The sequence below is a fragment of the Dellaglioa algida genome (assembly GCF_030127605.1).
GTDB lineage: Bacteria > Bacillota > Bacilli > Lactobacillales > Lactobacillaceae > Dellaglioa > Dellaglioa algida.
Map to the genome: position 1 here is coordinate 77,955 of NZ_JANXLE010000005.1, position 18,586 is coordinate 96,540.

The 18,586-nt window shown below is 35.5% G+C and carries 21 protein-coding genes and 1 other RNA gene; 15 read left to right on the top strand and 7 right to left on the bottom strand.

Annotated features, from left to right (window positions below; translation table 11 throughout):
* The first annotated feature begins 204 nt into the window (after positions 1–204).
* Positions 205–786, top strand: a complete 582-nt coding sequence (locus tag N0K73_RS05500; protein WP_057974240.1) for a TMEM175 family protein — start codon at positions 205–207, stop codon at positions 784–786.
* 57 nt (positions 787–843) lie between these two features.
* Positions 844–3,453, top strand: a complete 2,610-nt coding sequence (mprF, locus tag N0K73_RS05505; RefSeq protein ID WP_284063899.1) for a bifunctional lysylphosphatidylglycerol flippase/synthetase MprF — start codon at positions 844–846, stop codon at positions 3,451–3,453.
* A 102-nt stretch (positions 3,454–3,555) separates the two neighbouring features.
* Here mprF and N0K73_RS05510 read toward each other — a convergent pair whose 3' ends face one another.
* The 3 genes from N0K73_RS05510 to N0K73_RS05520 all read right to left on the bottom strand — a co-directional run bounded on the left by N0K73_RS05510 (position 3,556) and on the right by N0K73_RS05520 (position 5,105).
* Entirely contained in the window at positions 3,556–4,200 is a 645-nt protein-coding gene (locus N0K73_RS05510; RefSeq protein WP_181647431.1) for a DUF998 domain-containing protein, read from the bottom strand.
* A gap of 162 nt (positions 4,201–4,362) precedes the next feature.
* A complete protein-coding gene (locus N0K73_RS05515; protein WP_112251132.1) occupies positions 4,363–4,716 on the bottom strand; it encodes a bacteriocin immunity protein in 354 nt (117 codons plus the stop codon).
* A gap of 68 nt (positions 4,717–4,784) precedes the next feature.
* Positions 4,785–5,105 carry a bacteriocin immunity family protein gene (locus N0K73_RS05520; protein ID WP_112251130.1) on the bottom strand — a complete coding sequence of 107 codons (321 nt, stop codon included), beginning with the start codon at positions 5,103–5,105 and terminating at the stop codon, positions 4,785–4,787.
* A 262-nt stretch (positions 5,106–5,367) separates the two neighbouring features.
* Here N0K73_RS05520 and N0K73_RS05525 point away from each other — a divergent pair, with 262 nt between their 5' ends.
* Positions 5,368–6,720, top strand: coding sequence for a hemolysin family protein (locus tag N0K73_RS05525; RefSeq protein WP_057974245.1), 1,353 nt, complete (start codon positions 5,368–5,370; stop codon positions 6,718–6,720).
* 195 nt (positions 6,721–6,915) lie between these two features.
* On the opposite strand, the gene nrdF is transcribed toward N0K73_RS05525, so the two are convergent.
* From nrdF to nrdH, 4 genes are read right to left on the bottom strand one after another with little or no spacing between them, the layout of a single operon-like run.
* On the bottom strand, positions 6,916–7,908 hold the full coding sequence (gene nrdF, locus N0K73_RS05530) for a class 1b ribonucleoside-diphosphate reductase subunit beta (protein ID WP_057974246.1): 993 nt from the start codon (positions 7,906–7,908) through the stop codon (positions 6,916–6,918).
* A gap of 21 nt (positions 7,909–7,929) precedes the next feature.
* The gene (gene nrdE, locus N0K73_RS05535) at positions 7,930–10,101 is read right to left on the bottom strand and encodes a class 1b ribonucleoside-diphosphate reductase subunit alpha (protein ID WP_057974289.1); all 2,172 of its coding nucleotides are present in this window, start codon (positions 10,099–10,101) and stop codon (positions 7,930–7,932) included.
* A complete protein-coding gene (gene nrdI, locus N0K73_RS05540; RefSeq protein ID WP_057974247.1) occupies positions 10,079–10,459 on the bottom strand; it encodes a class Ib ribonucleoside-diphosphate reductase assembly flavoprotein NrdI in 381 nt (126 codons plus the stop codon). Before nrdI ends, nrdE begins: the two co-directional genes overlap by 23 nt.
* The gene (gene nrdH / locus N0K73_RS05545) at positions 10,459–10,689 is read right to left on the bottom strand and encodes a glutaredoxin-like protein NrdH (protein WP_057974248.1); all 231 of its coding nucleotides are present in this window, start codon (positions 10,687–10,689) and stop codon (positions 10,459–10,461) included. Before nrdH ends, nrdI begins: the two co-directional genes overlap by 1 nt.
* Positions 10,690–10,900: 211 nt before the next feature.
* Between nrdH and N0K73_RS05550 the strand changes: the two genes are divergently transcribed.
* From N0K73_RS05550 to rsmI, 12 genes are all read left to right on the top strand, one after another.
* Positions 10,901–11,503 carry a class I SAM-dependent methyltransferase gene (locus N0K73_RS05550; RefSeq protein WP_181647429.1) on the top strand — a complete coding sequence of 201 codons (603 nt, stop codon included), beginning with the start codon at positions 10,901–10,903 and terminating at the stop codon, positions 11,501–11,503.
* Positions 11,504–12,004 (top strand): tRNA adenosine(34) deaminase TadA, encoded by a 501-nt coding sequence (gene tadA, locus N0K73_RS05555; RefSeq protein WP_181647427.1) that lies wholly within the window; start codon positions 11,504–11,506, stop codon positions 12,002–12,004. It begins immediately after the preceding gene.
* A 41-nt stretch (positions 12,005–12,045) separates the two neighbouring features.
* Positions 12,046–12,132, top strand: an RNA gene (gene ffs / locus N0K73_RS05560) — signal recognition particle sRNA small type.
* A gap of 87 nt (positions 12,133–12,219) precedes the next feature.
* Positions 12,220–13,935 (top strand): DNA polymerase III subunit gamma/tau, encoded by a 1,716-nt coding sequence (dnaX, locus tag N0K73_RS05565; RefSeq protein ID WP_112251128.1) that lies wholly within the window; start codon positions 12,220–12,222, stop codon positions 13,933–13,935.
* A gap of 17 nt (positions 13,936–13,952) precedes the next feature.
* Positions 13,953–14,267, top strand: coding sequence for a YbaB/EbfC family nucleoid-associated protein (locus tag N0K73_RS05570; protein ID WP_057974252.1), 315 nt, complete (start codon positions 13,953–13,955; stop codon positions 14,265–14,267).
* A gap of 27 nt (positions 14,268–14,294) precedes the next feature.
* Positions 14,295–14,894 (top strand): recombination mediator RecR, encoded by a 600-nt coding sequence (gene recR, locus N0K73_RS05575; RefSeq protein ID WP_057974253.1) that lies wholly within the window; start codon positions 14,295–14,297, stop codon positions 14,892–14,894.
* A 15-nt stretch (positions 14,895–14,909) separates the two neighbouring features.
* Positions 14,910–15,152, top strand: a complete 243-nt coding sequence (locus N0K73_RS05580; RefSeq protein WP_057974254.1) for a YaaL family protein — start codon at positions 14,910–14,912, stop codon at positions 15,150–15,152.
* A 162-nt stretch (positions 15,153–15,314) separates the two neighbouring features.
* Positions 15,315–15,956, top strand: a complete 642-nt coding sequence (gene tmk, locus N0K73_RS05585) for a dTMP kinase (protein WP_112251126.1) — start codon at positions 15,315–15,317, stop codon at positions 15,954–15,956.
* Between the two features lie 19 nt (positions 15,957–15,975).
* Complete coding sequence (locus N0K73_RS05590) at positions 15,976–16,305, top strand: cyclic di-AMP receptor DarA (protein WP_057974256.1); 330 nt, start codon at positions 15,976–15,978, stop codon at positions 16,303–16,305.
* A gap of 12 nt (positions 16,306–16,317) precedes the next feature.
* Positions 16,318–17,325 (top strand): DNA polymerase III subunit delta', encoded by a 1,008-nt coding sequence (holB, locus tag N0K73_RS05595; protein ID WP_225416503.1) that lies wholly within the window; start codon positions 16,318–16,320, stop codon positions 17,323–17,325.
* A gap of 22 nt (positions 17,326–17,347) precedes the next feature.
* Positions 17,348–17,704, top strand: coding sequence for a DNA replication initiation control protein YabA (locus N0K73_RS05600; protein ID WP_057974257.1), 357 nt, complete (start codon positions 17,348–17,350; stop codon positions 17,702–17,704).
* Positions 17,701–18,582, top strand: a complete 882-nt coding sequence (rsmI, locus tag N0K73_RS05605; RefSeq protein ID WP_112251124.1) for a 16S rRNA (cytidine(1402)-2'-O)-methyltransferase — start codon at positions 17,701–17,703, stop codon at positions 18,580–18,582. The genes N0K73_RS05600 and rsmI overlap by 4 nt, the downstream gene beginning before the upstream one ends.
* Positions 18,583–18,586: the final 4 nt, after the last annotated feature.

Here is an 18,586-nt window from a genome sequence, read left to right on the forward strand (position 1 = left end):
TCTTTTTGGTTAAAATCAAAAAGTAGAGACATACGATAAAAGTACGTATTAACGACAATCATTGTAGAGTAAAATAATTTGGTTATCTTAATAAAGCATGATACAGTATTTAAATGGTCATTTGAGTAAGATAGATAAAAAAATAACCTTATAACTGGAAAAAAGAAACTGATTAAAATATAATGAAGGTGAAGGAGACAAGCTATGGACAAAAAAAGATTAGAAGCATTTACGGATGCGATAGTCGCTATTGTCGTGACTATTTTAATATTAGAATTTAAGGCACCTTCAAAACCAGATATTCGATTGGTTCTAGAAGAGTGGCAAAGTTTTGCCATCTATACAATCAGTTTTTTGCTGATATTCACAGTCTGGTATGATCATCATGGTCTATTCAAAATAGCTAAGCGTGTAGATAAACGAGCCTATTGGGCTAATGCGTTCTGGTTATTTTGGTTATCAATTATACCGTATGCTACATCGTTTTCGGGTAAATTTCCAAATTATCGAGGTGCCTCATTGCTATATCTAGGTATTTTATTCATGTGGACAATTAGCTATATTATATTGTCTAAGACACTTATAAGAATTAATCCTGAAATCACGAGCCAATTAAGGCAAATTGGGTTTCTTAATGGTAGGGATCTCATTATATTTGAAGGTACCTTAATATCGGGGTTCATCATTAGTTTCTTTATACCTATCTTTACATGGATCGCATTGATTTTACTGACGATATGGACAGTATTTTTTAACAGAGGTTATGTAAAAGAACCAGGATCATAGATTTGTATACTTCGGGGGGAGCATACGAAACCAATAATAAGTCGGGGGATTTAAAGAATGAAGAAAATAATTAGTACAAGTAACGAATTTATAAAAAAAAGATTAACGGCTATTAAGCTCCTATTTATTTTATCAGTTTTAATTTTTGTTATTATTGAAGTTGGTCGAATCTTTAAAGATATTAATGGTAATCAGGTTCGACAAAGTCTGGAATCTCAATCGACTGAATCAATTATATTAATGTTAGTAATAGGATTTATCGCTGTTCTTCCCATGATGGTTTACGATTTTGTTATGGTTAAATTTTTACCAGAGAAATATTCGTGGCGATATATTCTGCAAAGCGGTTGGATAACCAATACGATAACCAACATTGCAGGATTTGGTGGTCTATTAGGTGCATCACTTAGAGCGAATTTTTATAGCAAGAATGCATCTAAAAAACAAGTTTTGTTTGCCATATCTAAGATTGCATTATTTTTAGTCGCCGGGTTATCACTGTATTGTTGGGTTTCCTTAGGAATGATTTTTGGCCTAAATATTGGACCTCAGTTTGGTCAATATTGGGTATGGTTATTGTTAGGTGGATTATATTTCCCAATTGTCTTTATTATTACCAAAACAAAAGATTCAGAATTTTTTGCTGACTTAACACTCGGACGCGAATTAACCTTAATCCTTGGGTCATCTTTAGAGTGGGGATCTGCCGGATTATTTTTCATATATATTGGATTTATGATGAATGTGGATACATCCAGTTTAGTTGCCGTTTTTCCGTTATTTATTATCGCATCAATTATTGGTGTCGTATCAATGATTCCAGGTGGATTAGGTTCATTTGATGTCTTTATGATATTAGGACTTCAGACTTTGGGAGTAAATGATGGAACTGCCGTTATCTGGTTGTTATTCTATCGATTGTTTTACTATATTTTCCCATTCTTGGTTGGAGTTGCTTTATTTATTAAGGATTCGGGAAGCCGAATTAATGAATATCTAAAAGGTTTACCTGTTATGCTACTTAGTCGAGTTGCACATCTTATTCTTGTGTTATTTTTCTATGTGACGGGAGTTGTTCTTTTATTGGCCTCAACAGTTCCAGAGTTCACGTATGCTAATCCTATTATCAGACAATTATATCCATACACGTTCTATTTTATTCATCAAATGAGTAATATATTCTTGGCCTTCCTAATGATTGGAATTGGGCGTGGAATCGAGTCTAAAGTGAAACGTGCTTACTGGCCGATGGTTATTTTTGTGGTAATGGGAATTATTAATACCCTTTGGCATGATTTTTCGATTAGTTTACTTATCTTCTTATCTATCATTTTAATTTGTGCACTCTTATCCAAGCAAATATTCTATCGTGAAAGATTCGAATATTCATGGGGTCGTTTACTAATTGATGGTAGTATTTTTGCCGGAACGTTTATTTTATACACGATTGTTGGATTCTTTAATATGCCTGAATTTCACTACACGGGTAAGGTGCCAGATGTATTCTTATTTCCATCAGAGAAAATATGGTTATCTGGATTCTTGGGCCTACTTTTAGCAGTAGTCATCTTATGGGTTACGTTTACCTATCTATCTCGTAAGGATAAACGTTTTTGTGAACAAGAATTCCCAGCTGATCGCGTTAAAAATGTGATTGATGCTTATGGCGGTAATGAAGTTAGTCACCTTGCTTACTTAAGGGATAAAAATGTGTATTTCTATCAGAATGAAGGTCAAGACGAGGTCTTTTTCCTTTATCAAAAAAAATCTAATAAATTAGTTGTTATGGGTGAACCAGTCGGTAACCCTGAATTTATTCGTGCTGCAATTGATAAATTTATTGTTGATGCAGATGTTGAAGGAATGGAATTAGTCTTTTATGAAGTTGATGCTCAATTGACAATGATGTTACATGAAGTTGGATTTGATTTTATTAAAACGGGTGAAGAAGGTTTCGTGAGAGTTGCCGAGATAGAGTTAGCTGGTAAAAAACGACGTTCTGAGCGTGCATTAATGAACAAATTTGAGCGAGAACATTACACGTTCGCGATGATTGAACCACCTTATTCAAAAGAAACGATTCAGGAATTAAAAGAAATTTCAGATAGTTGGCTTAAAGGTCAATCCGAAAAAGGGTTCTCTCTAGGATTCTTTGATGAATATTATCTTAATCAAGCACCAATCGCTGTTATTAACGATGCTGAGGGTCGAAAAGTTGCTTTTGCAACAATGATGCCAACCGGAAATCATGAGGTCTTATCGATTGATTTAATGCGATACGACAGGGAAACAGCTCCTTCTGGTATCATGGATAAAATTTTCATTAGTTTATTCCAACAGGCAAAGGAAGACGGTTATGAATTCTTTGATATGGGTATGGCACCATTATCAAATGTTGGTGCATCGAAATTTAGTTTTGTTGAAGAAAAAACGGCTCATTTAATTTATGAATATGGATACCGATTCTATGGATTCCAAGGATTAAAGAAATACAAAGATAAGTACGTAACTGAATGGCATCCGAAATACATTTCATTTAGAAAGCGTAGTTCAATTGCATTTACGTTACTACAAATTTTGGCGGTTGTTAATCAGAAGCGTGTTTCAAGTAAAAAAGCGAAAACACCTATCTTCATTTTAAAAAACTTCTTAAGAAATTCTAGGTAAATAATAAAAGCACCGAATCATATTTACATGATTCGGTGCTTTTTTAACGAGAAGATTATTAGAAAAATAAATGATGACATATCATAGGGAATTATGTAGCTGTTAAATGCGCTTTTTTTTAAATATTTCTTTAACCGAAATGAGCAAGAATGGCATATAGAGTAGCCATAAATTTAATCGCTGCCATAAACCACGATATGGAATTTTAAATTGGGAGTCGGGCATAATCCTCGGGTAAACGAACAAGAACTGAATGCCTAACGATATAATGAATGCACCCAGCAAAAGTGTTGCAATCGCGGTTTTTCCTTGCATACGATATAGTTTTAATAAGACGAACATACTGATTAAAAGGGCGGTGTCGCCAATTCCAGATGAATAATTATGGATCATGCCCGTGATGTCTTGTGTATTTGATGAAGTTGCACGATCAAATAATCCAGTAAAAACGCAATCCGTAAGACTGAAGATGATAAGCATCGTTGTGAACCAACCAGATAATTTTTTTGAGGTATTTTTAAAATAGGCGTAAAAAGCGGGTGCCGAAAGTAAGAAAAGAAGTCCATTTACGACCTCCCAAACTTTAAATGCCATGTGAGTTGGACTTTCAACCTCCCCAAAATCACTAATCAAGTTGGTGAATTGTAGATAACCTGGTACAAATGAAGCGAGTACTAATGGTAAAACCCATTCGCTGATAACTGCAATTGCCATGAAATAAAAACCATATTTCTTTAAAAATGTCATTATGAATTCCCCCATCTGACTATTATACTGCACTAGTTATTTTACCCTAAGCAGGCGATAATTGTCTTTTAAAAGCCCTTGGATATTGAGATTTATGATAGCTAATGTATGAGTTTGATAGGGGATGAAACTAAGGGATATATGTTAATGATTTAAATGTTATTAATTTCGACGAGGCATTTCTTCAATATAACTGTAGAATTGTGATTTATCGGAAAAATCAGCCATGTACAAACCGTTTAATCCAGCCTTTTGACCAATGGCGCTTAAACCGATAATCAATTTTTCCTGATTTTCTGGAAAATGAAGGTGGTCTGCTATCGCTATACTACGGATATAATTAACCAGTCTGTTGATGAGCGCCTCAGGATTATGAGACGACTCTAATTTTTTGTACACTTGAGCTAATACATCATCAATGTCAAGTATTCCTGTTGATTTGGCTTGGTGCTCATCTAGGAGGGCACGTAAATCTTGGATATCTGTTTTTGCCTCTACAATAATATCTTTTGTCATGGTAAATAACCTCCTGAATTTTATGAATAACTTTAATTGAATAATTTATATAAAATGGATAATTTTCATTAATTAAACGGACTGAAAGTAAAGTGTGTCGCAACTAATCCATAACCAAGATTTACGTTGCGCAAGTCTTCTTGATTAAGTTTTTTTAATTTATCTTGAACGTATTGATACAAAAGCCGATTATCTTTTGGAAAACTCATCGGAACCATGTAGTTATCATGGTAAAGCGCGTATATTGCAACGCAAATGTTAACCTCATCTGTACCGTTTGACAGATTTTTGGCGACGGTTAAAAGTCCTTCTTGATACTGTTTTGGTTGATCAGAAAGATCCTCGGCGTACGCAGCGTCTATTAAATTAAATAGGTTATCATTTTCCAAAGTGAAACATCTCCTAGGTTAATAATGTTTTTACGCTTTCATCATAGATCAACCAAAATTGGATGTCAAAGAAATATAAGAAAAATCCATTATTACTAGAACTATTATCTAATAAAAGAGGGCGTATAGATGATCAATGATTAATTGAATCATTGATCTGATATTTAAAAATGATACTCGCTACTTACTAGTTTATGAGAGGTATTTTTGGTATAATGGGGGTTAATAAAAAATTATTATAAATTGAAAGTAGGGTGTTACCTTGGATTCTGGTCCGGAAAGTTACTTATTGAATATCATTGTTATCATTGCGATATTACTCTTGTCTGTGTTATTTACGCTTACTGAGTATGCGCTGGTTCGTGTGCGTGTTAGTGCGTTAAAAGATATGCAAGAAAAAAAGCCGTTTAATAAAAATGTTAAACGGGCTATCCATATGACGGAGAACCTAACGGAATACCTGTCGACGGCCCAAGTCGGAATAACCTCAACCAGTTTGATTCTTGGTTGGATTGGTGAAAAAACGATTGCGGATGCGATTATTCAATCGCATATATTACCCGCGGCCATGGCAAATGCTGTTGCATCGGTAGCTGCAATTCTGATTTTTACGGTTATCCATGCTGTATTTACTGATTTGGTTCCTAAAAATATTGCAATTGCGGATCCGTTACCGGTATTACTATTTATTGTTCGACCTATCTTGTTTTTCCATATCGTTTTGTATCCTTTGATATGGATACTGGATCGATCAGCAAATTGGATTACACACTTATTAGGTTATGAAGTAGAAAATGAAGAAGATATTTATTCGCAAACTGAAATATTGTCATTATCACGTTTATCTGCGAACGCCGGTGAACTAGATGAAGAAGATTTAACCTTCATGCGACGTGCATTTGATATGAATGATAAAGTTGCGGTTGATATCATGATTGATCGGACATCTATGGTTGCGGTCGATATAGACGCGACAATTAAAAATGTTGTTAATCTGTATTGGAAAACAAGATATTCTAGATTCCCGGTTATTGCTAATAATGATAAAGATAAAGTTATCGGGTACGTTTATAGTTATGATTTATTGCGACAGGAAAGAATTAATAAGACAAGTTTGATATCAACTATCATGCGTGATATTCCGGCTGTTCAAGAAAATGCTGAAGTTCATGGTATTATGGACGTTATGGTATCGAGACGAACACCAATTGTCATTGTAGTTAATGAGTACGGTGGTACCTCAGGAATTATTACTGATAAAGATATTTACGAAGAGTTATTTGGTGTTGTTAGAGAAGAATTTGATGATACCAATGACGATAATATTGTAGATATGGGTAATAATATTTATAAGGTCTCAGGAAAAGTTACCCTGTATGATTTTGAACGTTACTTTGATACAACGCTCAAAGAGACGGAAGAAAGTGAAGCGGTGACGCTGACGGGTCTTGTTCTTAATAAAGACTCTAAATTCCGCGCTAACGATGAAATGACGATTGCTAACTTTAAAATAAAGGCATTAGATTATGAAAATGCTTATATTTCTGAATTTGAAGTGACCGTTTTGCCAGTAAGTGAAAAAACTCATCATAATGAATTAAGTGAACAAAACTAGCCTTCACGATTTTGTACTGTGAAACTAAAGGCACACCCATAAGTTAATTTATGGGTGTGCCTTTTTATGTGTAGTTATTATTGGTAATTCTATAATAATGAAACCATATCCGATTAAATTAATATGGTCAGTGGAAGACAACAATTTTTTTATGAGGTATAAAAAAATCCCATACAGGTGTATGGGATATCTTTTCTAGCGTTTAGGACGACGTTTCATTTGGCCGCTTTCGCCAATTTCATAATCTGAATCATCCATTGACTCAACACTACCAAGTAGGTAACCATTACCAACTTGAGAGAAGAAATCATGATTAGATGTTGACGTTGAAATCCCGTTCATTACAACGGGATTAACATCAGAAGCCGTATCAGGGAACAAAGGGTCTTGACCCAAATTCATTAATGCTTTATTTGCATTGTAACGAAGGAAAGTTAAGACTTCTTCAGTCCAACCAACTTCATCGTAAAGTTCGTGAGTGTATTTCTCTTCATTTTCATATAATTCAAAAAGAAGATCGTACATCCATGTCTTCATTTTTCCTTGTTCTTCTTCAGAAAGTTCATTAAAGCCTAGTTGGAATTTATAACCGATAAAGGTTCCATGAACAGATTCATCACGTAAAATTAATTTAATAATTTCAGCAACGTTGGCTAACTTATTATGGCCCAGGTAATAAAGGGGCGTATAGAAACCAGAATAGAATAAGAATGTTTCAAGGAAAACAGAAGCAACTTTCTTTTCTAAGGGTGTTCCATTTTGATAAATACCATTAATTCGTTGGGCCTTTTTTTGTAGAAATTCGTTTTTATCAGTCCATTCGAAAATTTCAGTAATTTCTGAAGCAGTATTTAAAGTCGAAAAGATTGATGAATAACTTTTTGCATGAACAGATTCCATGAATTGGATATTGTTTAAAACAGCTTCTTCATGAGCCGTACGTGTATCATGGCGTAATGATTCCATCCCATCTTGTGATTGAACGGTATCCAACAAGGTTAAACCACCGAAATCATGGCCAACTAATGTTTTCTCTGCGGGACTTAATGTCCGCCAATCGTCTAAATCATTTGAAAGGGGGATACGTGTATCCAACCAAAACTGCTCAGTTAGTTTTTCCCAAGTTGCTTTATCAACTTGATCTTCAATTTCATTCCAATTAATTGCTTTATAAATATCATTATTCATTTAACTTTCCTCCGTTACAGTTTAGATAACACAACTCTCACAAGCATTTGCGCCAACTTCTTCTTGATCATCAGTAAAAGTTCTGATGTAGTAAATTGACTTAATACCTTTATTATACGCATAATTACGCAAAATGTTTAAGTCACGTGTTGTCATTTTATCTGTACGGCCATTCTTCCATTCATAGAGACCTGCAGGAATAGTTGAACGCATGAATAAAGTTAAACTAAGTGATTGGTCAATATGTTCTTGAGCAGCAGCATAGACATCGATTACTTTACGCATATCCATATCGTAGGCTGATGTGTAGTAAGGAATAGTGTCATTTGAAAGGTAAGGCGCTGGATAGTAAATCTTACCGATTTTCTTTTCTTGACGTTCTTCAATTCTGTTAATGATTGGGTGAAGACTAGCAGTCGTATCGTTAATGTATGAAATAGAGCCATTTGGTGCAACGGCGAGTCTGTTTTGATGATAGAGGCCAGTGGCTTGAATATCAGCCTTCAAAGCAGCCCAATCTTCTTGGTTAGGAATGTCGATACCATCAAATAAAGCAGCGACTTTATCGGAATCTGGACCCCAATCTTCATTAATGTATTTGTCGAAATAAGTGCCTGTTGCATAAGTACTTTTTTCAAAGTTATGGAATGTTTCGTTTTTTTCTTGCGCAATTGCATTTGAAGCTTTCAATGAATGGTAGTTAAGCATCATGAAGTATACACTTGTGAAATTGATTGAATCATCTGAACCATAATGCATATGGTTCTTGGCAAAGTAGGCATGTAGACCCATTGCGCCTAAACCAATCGTATGTGCTAAACTGTTTCCTTTTTGAATAGTAGGTACAACGTTGATATCTGAGCTATCAGTCACAAAAGTTAAAGCGCGAACCATTGAATCAACTGAACGACCAAAGTCTGGAGAAGCCATCATATTAACGATATTTGTTGAACCTAAGTTACATGAAATATCAGTTCCCATGACATCAAAACCCTGTTCGTTATTGATAACTGAGGGCGTTTGAACTTGCATGATTTCTGAACAAAGATTACTCATGATAATCTTACCATCAATCGGGTTTGCACGATTGGCAGTGTCAACGTTAACGATATAAGGATAACCAGACTCTTGTTGTAATTTAGAAATTTCAGTTTCTAATTCACGAGCAAGAATCGTTTTCTTAATAATATTTTCGTTGGCAACCATATTGTCATATTCTTTTGTGATATCAACATATGAGTAAGGAACGCCGTATTCTCTTTCAACGCTATATGGATCAAAGAGGTACATTGTTGCATTATCTTTAATGAGTTCATAAAATTTATCAGGGACAGTAACGCCCAATGATAAAGTTTTAACACGAATTTTTTCATCAGCATTTTCTTTCTTAGCTGATAGGAACGCTACGATATCTGGATGGAATACATCTAAATAAACAACACCGGCACCTTGACGTTGACCCAATTGGTTTGAGTATGAAAAACTATCTTCTAACAATTTCATAACGGGTAAGACACCAGAAGCGGCACCTTCAATCCCCTTAATTGGTGCACCAGCACCTCGTAAATTGCTAAGCGTGATTCCAACTCCGCCACCAATACGAGATAATTGAAGCGCTGAGTTAATACCACGGCCGATTCCGTTCATATCATCCGTAATTTGAATTAAGAAACAAGAAACTAATTCCCCACGACGTTTACGACCCGCATTTAAGAAACTAGGTGTCGCGGGTTGGTAACGTTGATGAATCATTTCATTAGCTAAGTTCATGGCTAAATCTGTATCACCATCGGCAAAGTAAAGAACGTTCATTGCAACTCGATCAATATAATTTTCAAGGTAATAAGCATTGTTATCTGTTTTAAGTGCATACTGAGCGTAGAATTTGTAGGCCGCCATAAATGTTCCAAAATGGAATTTTTGAGCCGCTAAATAAGCGTACAATTCTTCAATAAATGAAAATTCATATTTATTATAAAAACCGGTTTCAATATAATTGTTATCAATTAAGTAATCAAAACGAGCCTGTAACGAATCGAATTTCATTGTGTTTTCAGCAACATTTTCTTTTAAGAAGGCGGTCAAGGCTTCTTGATCTTTTTGAAGCGGAATTTGACCGTCTACAGGAATATTAATTTCATTATTTAAATCATAATAAGTGACCTTATCACTATCTAACGTTTTTAATGTCAATTTCATCAACTACTTTCTTCATATTGAGGACATCTTCTTCGGTTCCATTGAATTCGAATTCGTACAATAAAGGAACTTTATAGTCAGTCGCGATATCTTTAGCCGTAAAAATAAAAAGTTGGGCGAAGTTTCGGTTCCCACCGCCAACAACACCCAGTATGTTTTCTCTATTTGATTTGTATTCAATGAAGTCATTAACCGATTCAGTGAGCCCGATTTCATAGGTTGGAACAACCAATATGTAGGGTTCATTTAATTCAACGAATGGGTTCGTTGGGTCAATTTCGAATGAAGGATGGCCAATCTTGTTAATGAAGCGACGTGTCTGACCCGTAATACTAAAGAAAACAATTTTCATTAGACTGCCAACTTTTTAAGCATATCTGGACGGAATCCAGCAATTGTATCAAATCCAGTAGCTTCGACAACAGGAACAGCTTGGAATCCTTGGTCTTTCAAGTAGTCAATGGCGTTGTCATCTTCAGAAATGTTACGTTCGTCAAAGTCTACGTTATTTTCCTCTAAGAAGCGTTTTGTCATTTTGCATTGGATACAGTTATTTTTTGTAAATACAGTTACTTTTTTCATTATATAAATCCCCCTTTAATATTTTGTTAATAAGCTAAGTATACATCACGCAACTCAAAAATCAATTAAAAAAACACCACATTTAGTATGATTTTAAGTTGCATCACACAAGATGTAGTGTTCAAGGTCTTGACTCGTTTATATTAAATTTAGATTGCGAAAATCGAATTTTCTCCGTATTATAGAAACTATTGAGAAAGTAGGGAAAAACATGACTAACTATTATTTTACGAAAAATCCAGATGTCATTCACGACGAAAAAGAATGGACATTTGAATTGCTGAACAACGAATTTAAGTTTACCACAGATAACGGTGTATTTTCAAAAAAAACGGTCGATTTTGGATCAAGAGTTTTATTAAATGCATTTGCTCAACAAGAAATTATTGCGGGAAATATTTTAGATGTGGGATGCGGGTACGGCCCAATAGGACTTGCTATTGCCAAGGATCAACCCGAACGTCAAATTGATATGACCGATGTGAATGAATTGGCATTAGAATTAGCAAAGAAAAATGCTGAAATTAATAAAATAACTAATGTCTCGATTTTTGAATCCGCTGCATATGATAATGTCACGAAGACGGATTACGCTACAATTGTGACAAATCCTCCTATTAGGGCAGGTAAAAATGTTGTCCATGATATTTTAAGTGGTGCATTTGATCATTTAAAAGTGGGTGGTCAGTTATTTGCCGTGCTACAAAAGAAACAAGGTGCCGGATCTGCTCAAAAGAAAATGACTGATGTTTTTGGTAATTGTGAGATTATTTTAAAAGATAAAGGATACTATATCTTGATGAGTGTGAAGTAGATGCCAGAAAAATTAACAGAAGAACAAAAAGAATTTTTTATGCGTGAAGCTTTGTATGAGGCAAGGAATGCAAAAATTATTGGTGAAGTCCCAATCGGTTGCGTCGTCGTACAAAATGGCGAAATTATTGGGCGTGGACACAATATTCGTGAGCACATTCAAGATGCAACATTACATGCCGAAATTTTAGCAATTCAAGAAGCTTGCGCTGCCGTTCATAGTTGGCGTCTAGTTGACGCGCAATTGTTCGTTACTTTGGAACCTTGTCCAATGTGTAGTGGTGCAATTATTAACTCGAGAATACCAGAAGTTTATTTTGGTGCGTTTGACCCTAAGGCAGGAACTGTAGGTAGTATTGGTAACTTATTAACGGACGAACGATTTAACCACCAAGCAAAAGTTGAATCTGGATTATTATTAGATGAAGCCAAAGATCTACTCCAATCATTCTTTAGAGAAGTTCGCCGTAAAAGAAAAGAAAAAAAGCGATCACAAGGGTAGCTTTTTTGTTCGATTTAAGGTATTATAATAATTGCCGCAAGGCCTTAAGGCAATAGTGTGCTTACGAATTGTGTCAGGTCCGGAAGGAAGCAGCACTAAGTTTGATTCACTTTGTGCCTTAAGTAATTATGATTATTTAAGACTCTTAGTCAGAAATGGCTGAGAGATTTTTTTATTTAAAAAACTATTTATAGATTTTGAAAGGGGAGATTGTGATGAGTTATCAAGCTTTGTACCGTGTCTGGCGGCCACAAAAGTTTAGCGATTTAGTGGGTCAAGACATGATTACGCGAACGTTAAAAAATGCCATTATGACACATCAAACGAGTCACGCATACATTTTTAACGGCCCACGCGGAACTGGTAAAACATCCGCGGCTAAAATTTTTGCCAAAGCGGTTAACTGCCACTTTCAAGAAAATGGTGAACCGTGTAATAAATGTGAAACATGTGTCGCCATTACGAATGGCCAATTAAATGATGTCATTGAAATCGATGCCGCATCTAATAATGGTGTTGAAGAAATCCGTGATATTCGTGATAAAGTTAAATATGCACCCACACAAGCTGATTTTAAAATCTATATTATTGATGAAGTTCATATGTTATCTACGGGTGCTTTCAATGCGTTATTGAAGACACTTGAAGAACCTCCCGAAAATGTTATTTTTATTCTTGCAACAACTGAGCCCCATAAGATTCCGGCAACAATTATTTCTCGAACACAGAAGTTTGATTTCAAACGAATTACGCCAGCTGATAGTTATGCTCGAATGGTGTACATTTTAACGGAAAAAGAAATTGAATATGAAGAACCGGCACTTAAAGTTGTCGCAAAAGCAGCTGAAGGTGGCATGCGAGATGCGTTAAGTATTTTAGATCAGGTTATCTCATTTGGCGATAATAAAGTGACACTAGATAATGCGCTATTAGTAACGGGTAGTGTGACACAAGACAAAATTCAAACTTATGTGACAGAAGTTAGTCAAAAAGAAACCACACAGGCACTAGAAACGATTCAAGAAATTATTGATGAGGGTAAGGACTCAACTAGATTAATAGAAGATTTAATTGCATATGGTCGTGATTTATTGCTATATCAACAAGCACCAGCACTCATTAACCAACTTGAATTAGGGATGGTTGATGATACATTTAAGACGTTATCACAAACTATTTCTGCTGAATTCTTATACCAAATGATTAATATTTTAAATGAAGTTCAACAGCAAATGCGATTTACAACACATCCAGACGTGTATTTAGAAGTTTTGACGATTCGGTTATCACAGTTTAGTACGATAGAAGTGGCCAGTGATAATAGTCAGCCTGGACTTAATCAAGAAGCTGCTAAACAAATTAATGACTTAACTAAAACGGTGGATACGTTAAAAAAACAATTACTTAATCTAAACAAGCATGACAATCAACATCAGACTGTGTCGGTGGCGAAACCAAAAAAAAATGTTACTACACAAAAAAAGGCAACATTAAATTTAAGTCAAATTTATCCTATTTTAGATAACGCTACAAAAGAAAGTTTGGTACAATTAAAACAGGTTTGGCCAGAACTATTGCAACAACTTTCAGTGACACAACGAGCTATTATGCAGGCGAGTGAGCCGGTTGCGGCTAGTCCAGATAGTGTACTTGTTAGTTTTAACTACGATTTCTTAGCTGCTAAGGCATCAGGTGATACAGAACTGCTCGATGCTTTAGGTAATGGGCTAGATCGATTGTTGCATAATACGCCTAAGTTGGTTTGTATTACGGCTGAGCAATGGCCAGAAGTACGTAAATCATATATCGAACAAAATGGTCATGAAGGAAATGAAACAACGATTGAACCAGTTCCCGAGGTGGTTGAGCAAGTCGTTTCAAAAGCCGAAGAAATTTTTGGAACTGAAAATATAGAAATTAAACAAGATTAGAAAGGGTGTAATTAATAATGATGCGAGGAAATGGCAACATGCAAGGTATGATGAAACAAATGCAAAAATTACAAAAAGAAATGACAAAGGATCAAGATGCTTTGAATCAAACTGAATTTGTCGGTGAAGCTTCAAATGGATTAGTCAAAGTAACCTTTACGGGAGACAAAAAAATGACTGATATTTCAATTAAAGAAGAAGTAGTTGATCCTGACGATGTTGATATGCTACAAGATTTGGTTATCATGGCTGTTAATGACGCAATGACTAAAATTGAAACAACAACGGCTGATAAATTAGGCAAATACTCTCAAGGAATGCCTGGACTATAAACTTAAAGTTAAAGAGGTCTAAAGAAAATGCAATATCCTGAACCTATCGCAAAGTTGATTGAAAGTTATATGAAATTACCGGGTATTGGTGGCAAAACGGCTACAAGATTAGCTTTTTTTACAATTGATATGGATGAAGATGATGTCACGGATTTTGCTAAATCATTGATATCTGCTAAGCGTGATCTGCATTATTGTAGTATTTGCGGTAATATCACGGAAGAAGATCCTTGTCAGATTTGTTCTGATCCATCACGCGATCAAACGAAAGTTATCGTAGTAGAAGAACCTAAAGATGTCATGTCATTAGAAAAAATGAAGGAATATCACGGGTTATACCATGTTTTACATGGTGTTCTATCACCAATCGAAGGCAAGGGACCCGAAGATATTAATATCACGAGTTTATTAACAAGGCTTCAAACACATCCCGATATGCAGGAAGTCATCATTGCGACGAATGCAACACCAGAGGGTGAAGCAACGTCAATGTACTTATCTCGATTGATTAAACCTGCAGGTATCAAAGTCACAAGGTTAGCTCATGGATTGGCGGTGGGTAGTGATATTGAATACGCTGATGAAATGACTTTATTTAAAGCTATTGAGGGACGGACTGAAATATAGAAATGGGTTGATAACATGTTTAATAAAAAAGCAAAACTTAAATTACGTAAAGAATATGATACAGAATTATTAAATTCAATTGACCGTGCTAAGTTAGCGTGGGATCAAGCCAAACAAACCGAAGAGGCTATTTATGAAGTTGATGCAGAATTAATCAATGAAACAAAAATGGCGAGAGCAAGATATTTCTTCCTCTACAATGAAGCTCGTGTTCGTTCCGTTAAGGGACACATGCAGGCCTCGGTAATTACACATTAATTAGAGCGAACGTTGAGACGGTTGAATAACTTGTCTTGACGTTTTTTTGTAAATGAGTGATTAGATTTATTAAACGAGAGATAGTATACTGTTAACAGGTTTATCTTATAGACAGGTTTTTAAGATTCAAGTACAATAATAATAAGCATTGGGGTCGTTAATGTGACTGGAAAATTTGTAACGATTGAAGGACCAGATGGGTCCGGTAAAACAAGTGCTTTAAAAGGTATTATAGAAAAAATAAAAGTGCTTTTAGCAACAGAATTGGTCGTAACGCGGGAGCCAGGTGGAAATCCAATATCCGAAGCCATTCGCGATGTCGTCTTAAATCAAGACTATCCCGAAATGGATAAACGAACAGAAGCATTGCTATTTGCGGCATCAAGACGTCAGCATATTGTGGAAACCATTTTACCGGCGCTTGAGGCGAATAAATTAGTCATGTGTGATCGTTATGTAGATAGCTCAATCGCCTATCAGGGAGCTGGTAGAGACATTGGCAGGCAGGCAGTTGCTGATATGAATTTATTTGCAACAAATGGAACAGAACCTGACTTAACTTTGTATTTTGATGTGCCATCCGAAATTGGCTTAAAACGTATTTTTGAACACCGTCAAAATGAAGTGAATCGATTGGATGATGAGAAATTAGCTTTTCATCAAAAGGTGCGTAAAGCTTACCAACAGCTAGCGGTGGAAAATCCTGAACGCATAGTTACTATTGATGCGGCGCAACCTTTGGATAAAGTTATTGAAGATTGTATCAAGGTTTTAATGAAGAAATTACCCGAGTCTTTTAAATAAATGAAATGAGGGAATTCAAATGAAATTAATTACAGCGATTGTTCAAGATAAAGATAGTAACCGATTAAGTAATGTATTTATTGATGCAAATGTCCGTGCGACAAAGTTATCGTCAACAGGTGGGTTTTTAAAATCTGGGAATACAACTTTTTTAATTGGGATTGAAGACGAACGTGTGGATGAGGTTTTACAGATTATTAAGGAAACATCTTCGAGTCGTGAACAATTCATGGCTCCTCCTGTTAATTTGGATGTCTCAATGGATGCGCAAGTGCCATTCCCTTTAGAAGTTCAAGTTGGTGGCGCAACGGTATTCGTCTTGCCAGTAGAACAATTTCACCAATTTTAGGGGTAAATAGTAATGACGGAAATGGTTACTGAAACCAGTAATATAACGATTCAAGAATTACAACCGGCCTTAATTGAACATTTTAAAAAGTTAACAACAATGAATCAATTGGCTCATGCGTATCTATTCGCGGGACAAGAAGGCGTTGGTAAGATTGAACTGTCACAATGGATTGCAATGAGACTTTTTTGTACCGCTGATGAGGATCTAAAGCCATGTGGTGTTTGTGCGGAATGTCGCCGAATTCTATCGGGTAATCATCCAGATGTCGTCGTCGTTAAACCTGATGGGCAGTCAATCAAAGTTGATCAAATTCGGTTTTTGAAGTCAGAATTTTCTAAAAGTGGTGTTGAGGGTAATCAAAAGGTCTTTATTATTGAAAAGGCTGAAAGTATGACCGCAAGCGCTGCTAATAGTTTACTGAAATTTTTGGAAGAACCCGTCGGGACTGTGACGGCGTTCTTGTTAACGGAAAACAAAAATCAAATTCTGCCAACGATTCAATCACGTTGCCAGCTAGTCAATTTTGCGGCGTTATCTCAGGATAAATTAATTCAAAGTCTATTGAATAAGGGCGTCTTAAAAGATCAAGCAAATTTACTCGTTCATGTAACTGAGAGCATCAGCCGTGCGGAAGAATTGTCGCAAGATGAGAATTTTATTGAGATGACTAAACAGGTTTGGAATTGGTTCAATAAGTTATTGAAAAATGATACTGAAAGTTTTATTTTGGTTCAAACTAAATTAGTACCACTCGTAAAAGAAAAAAACCAACAGCTATTGATGGCTGATTTAATTATATTGTTAGCGCGAGATTGTTTACTTGTTCGCTATAATCGAAAAGAACAAATTAGCTTTTCTGACCGACTAGCTGAAATTGATAAAGTCATTCAATTAATTAGTAATGAAAAATTAGTTGAGATATTAGATAATTGCTTGCAAATTAAAAATTTACTTCAAACGAATATTGCATTTCAAAGTGTACTTGAATCAACAACATTAAAATTAATAGACTTATAGAATATGAAATGAAGGTGATTTTGTGGATAAGCGTCAACTATATGATAATTTTATAGCTATCGAAGAGGAAATGAAACGGATGTTATCGAGTTTTGAAACAATAAAATCTGATATGACCGGCGTTCTTGAAAATAACGCTGAATTAGAGATTGAAAACCAACATCTAAGAGAGAGACTAAGTGAAATAGAGCGACAAACGTCTAAAGATTTTAACGAATCTTCTGATGCTAATCTATCAAAATCACGCCAAAATTTAGAAAAATTATATGATCAAGGATTTCATGTTTGTAATATTGAAGGGATGTACGGTTCACGTCGGGTCGACGATGAGCCTTGTGCATTCTGCCTAGACTTAATCTATGGGGAGCGCGAAATATGAGTGAAATAGCCGCACAGAGTAGCTTCCAAGGTAAAGGAACAACCGGGTCATTATATTTAGTACCAACACCGATTGGTAATTTATCTGATATGACATTTAGGGCAATCGACATTTTAAAAGAGGTCGATTACATAGCAGCTGAAGATACACGAAATACACAAAAATTATTAAACCACTTTGATATTGAAACAAGTCAATTGAGCTTTCATGAACATAATACGCAAGAACGTATACCACAATTCATTGAGAAAATATTAGCAGGTCAGTCAATTGCGCAGGTAAGTGATGCTGGAATGCCTTCAATCAGTGATCCAGGTCATGATCTGGTTAAAGCATGTATTGAAGCTAAAATTCCAGTGGTTCCACTTCCCGGAGCAAATGCTGGAATTACAGCGTTAATCGCATCGGGATTGGCGCCACAACCATTCTTATTTTATGGATTTTTATCGCGTAAGCCAAAGGATCAAAAAGAAGAACTAGCAGAGTTAAAAAATCAAACAATGACCATTATCTTCTATGAGGCACCACATCGTTTGAAAAAGACATTAACACAACTTGCTATTAGTTTTGGCGGTCAACGTAAAGTGGTTCTTTGTCGCGAATTAACTAAACGTTATGAAGAATTTTTACGTGGTACATTAGATGACGCTATTGAATGGGCCGGTTCAGATCAGGTTCGGGGAGAATTTTGTGTGATTGTTGAAGGAAACGATTCACCCGAGGCAACAGAAGTTGACCATTTGGCAGGTATGACCATTGAAGAACAAGTTGATTATTTAATTGAAACCGGTATGAAAACGAATGACGCAATTAAAGAAATCGCCAAAAAACAAGAAATGAAAAAACAGGAAATCTATAATCTCTATCATCATATTTAAGGGG

Bases quoted from the DNA above. Each gene is read 5' to 3' on its own strand.
- N0K73_RS05500 (WP_057974240.1), top strand. From the start codon at position 205: ATGGACAAAAAAAGATTAGAAGCATTTACGGATGCGATAGTCGCTATT.
- mprF (WP_284063899.1), top strand. From the start codon at position 844: ATGAAGAAAATAATTAGTACAAGTAACGAATTTATAAAAAAAAGATTA.
- N0K73_RS05510 (WP_181647431.1), bottom strand. From the start codon at position 4,200: ATGACATTTTTAAAGAAATATGGTTTTTATTTCATGGCAATTGCAGTT.
- N0K73_RS05515 (WP_112251132.1), bottom strand. From the start codon at position 4,716: ATGACAAAAGATATTATTGTAGAGGCAAAAACAGATATCCAAGATTTA.
- nrdF (WP_057974246.1), bottom strand. From the start codon at position 7,908: ATGAATAATGATATTTATAAAGCAATTAATTGGAATGAAATTGAAGAT.
- nrdI (WP_057974247.1), bottom strand. From the start codon at position 10,459: ATGAAAATTGTTTTCTTTAGTATTACGGGTCAGACACGTCGCTTCATT.
- nrdH (WP_057974248.1), bottom strand. From the start codon at position 10,689: ATGAAAAAAGTAACTGTATTTACAAAAAATAACTGTATCCAATGCAAA.
- N0K73_RS05550 (WP_181647429.1), top strand. From the start codon at position 10,901: ATGACTAACTATTATTTTACGAAAAATCCAGATGTCATTCACGACGAA.
- tadA (WP_181647427.1), top strand. From the start codon at position 11,504: ATGCCAGAAAAATTAACAGAAGAACAAAAAGAATTTTTTATGCGTGAA.
- dnaX (WP_112251128.1), top strand. From the start codon at position 12,220: ATGAGTTATCAAGCTTTGTACCGTGTCTGGCGGCCACAAAAGTTTAGC.
- N0K73_RS05570 (WP_057974252.1), top strand. From the start codon at position 13,953: ATGATGCGAGGAAATGGCAACATGCAAGGTATGATGAAACAAATGCAA.
- recR (WP_057974253.1), top strand. From the start codon at position 14,295: ATGCAATATCCTGAACCTATCGCAAAGTTGATTGAAAGTTATATGAAA.
- N0K73_RS05580 (WP_057974254.1), top strand. From the start codon at position 14,910: ATGTTTAATAAAAAAGCAAAACTTAAATTACGTAAAGAATATGATACA.
- N0K73_RS05590 (WP_057974256.1), top strand. From the start codon at position 15,976: ATGAAATTAATTACAGCGATTGTTCAAGATAAAGATAGTAACCGATTA.
- holB (WP_225416503.1), top strand. From the start codon at position 16,318: ATGACGGAAATGGTTACTGAAACCAGTAATATAACGATTCAAGAATTA.
- rsmI (WP_112251124.1), top strand. From the start codon at position 17,701: ATGAGTGAAATAGCCGCACAGAGTAGCTTCCAAGGTAAAGGAACAACC.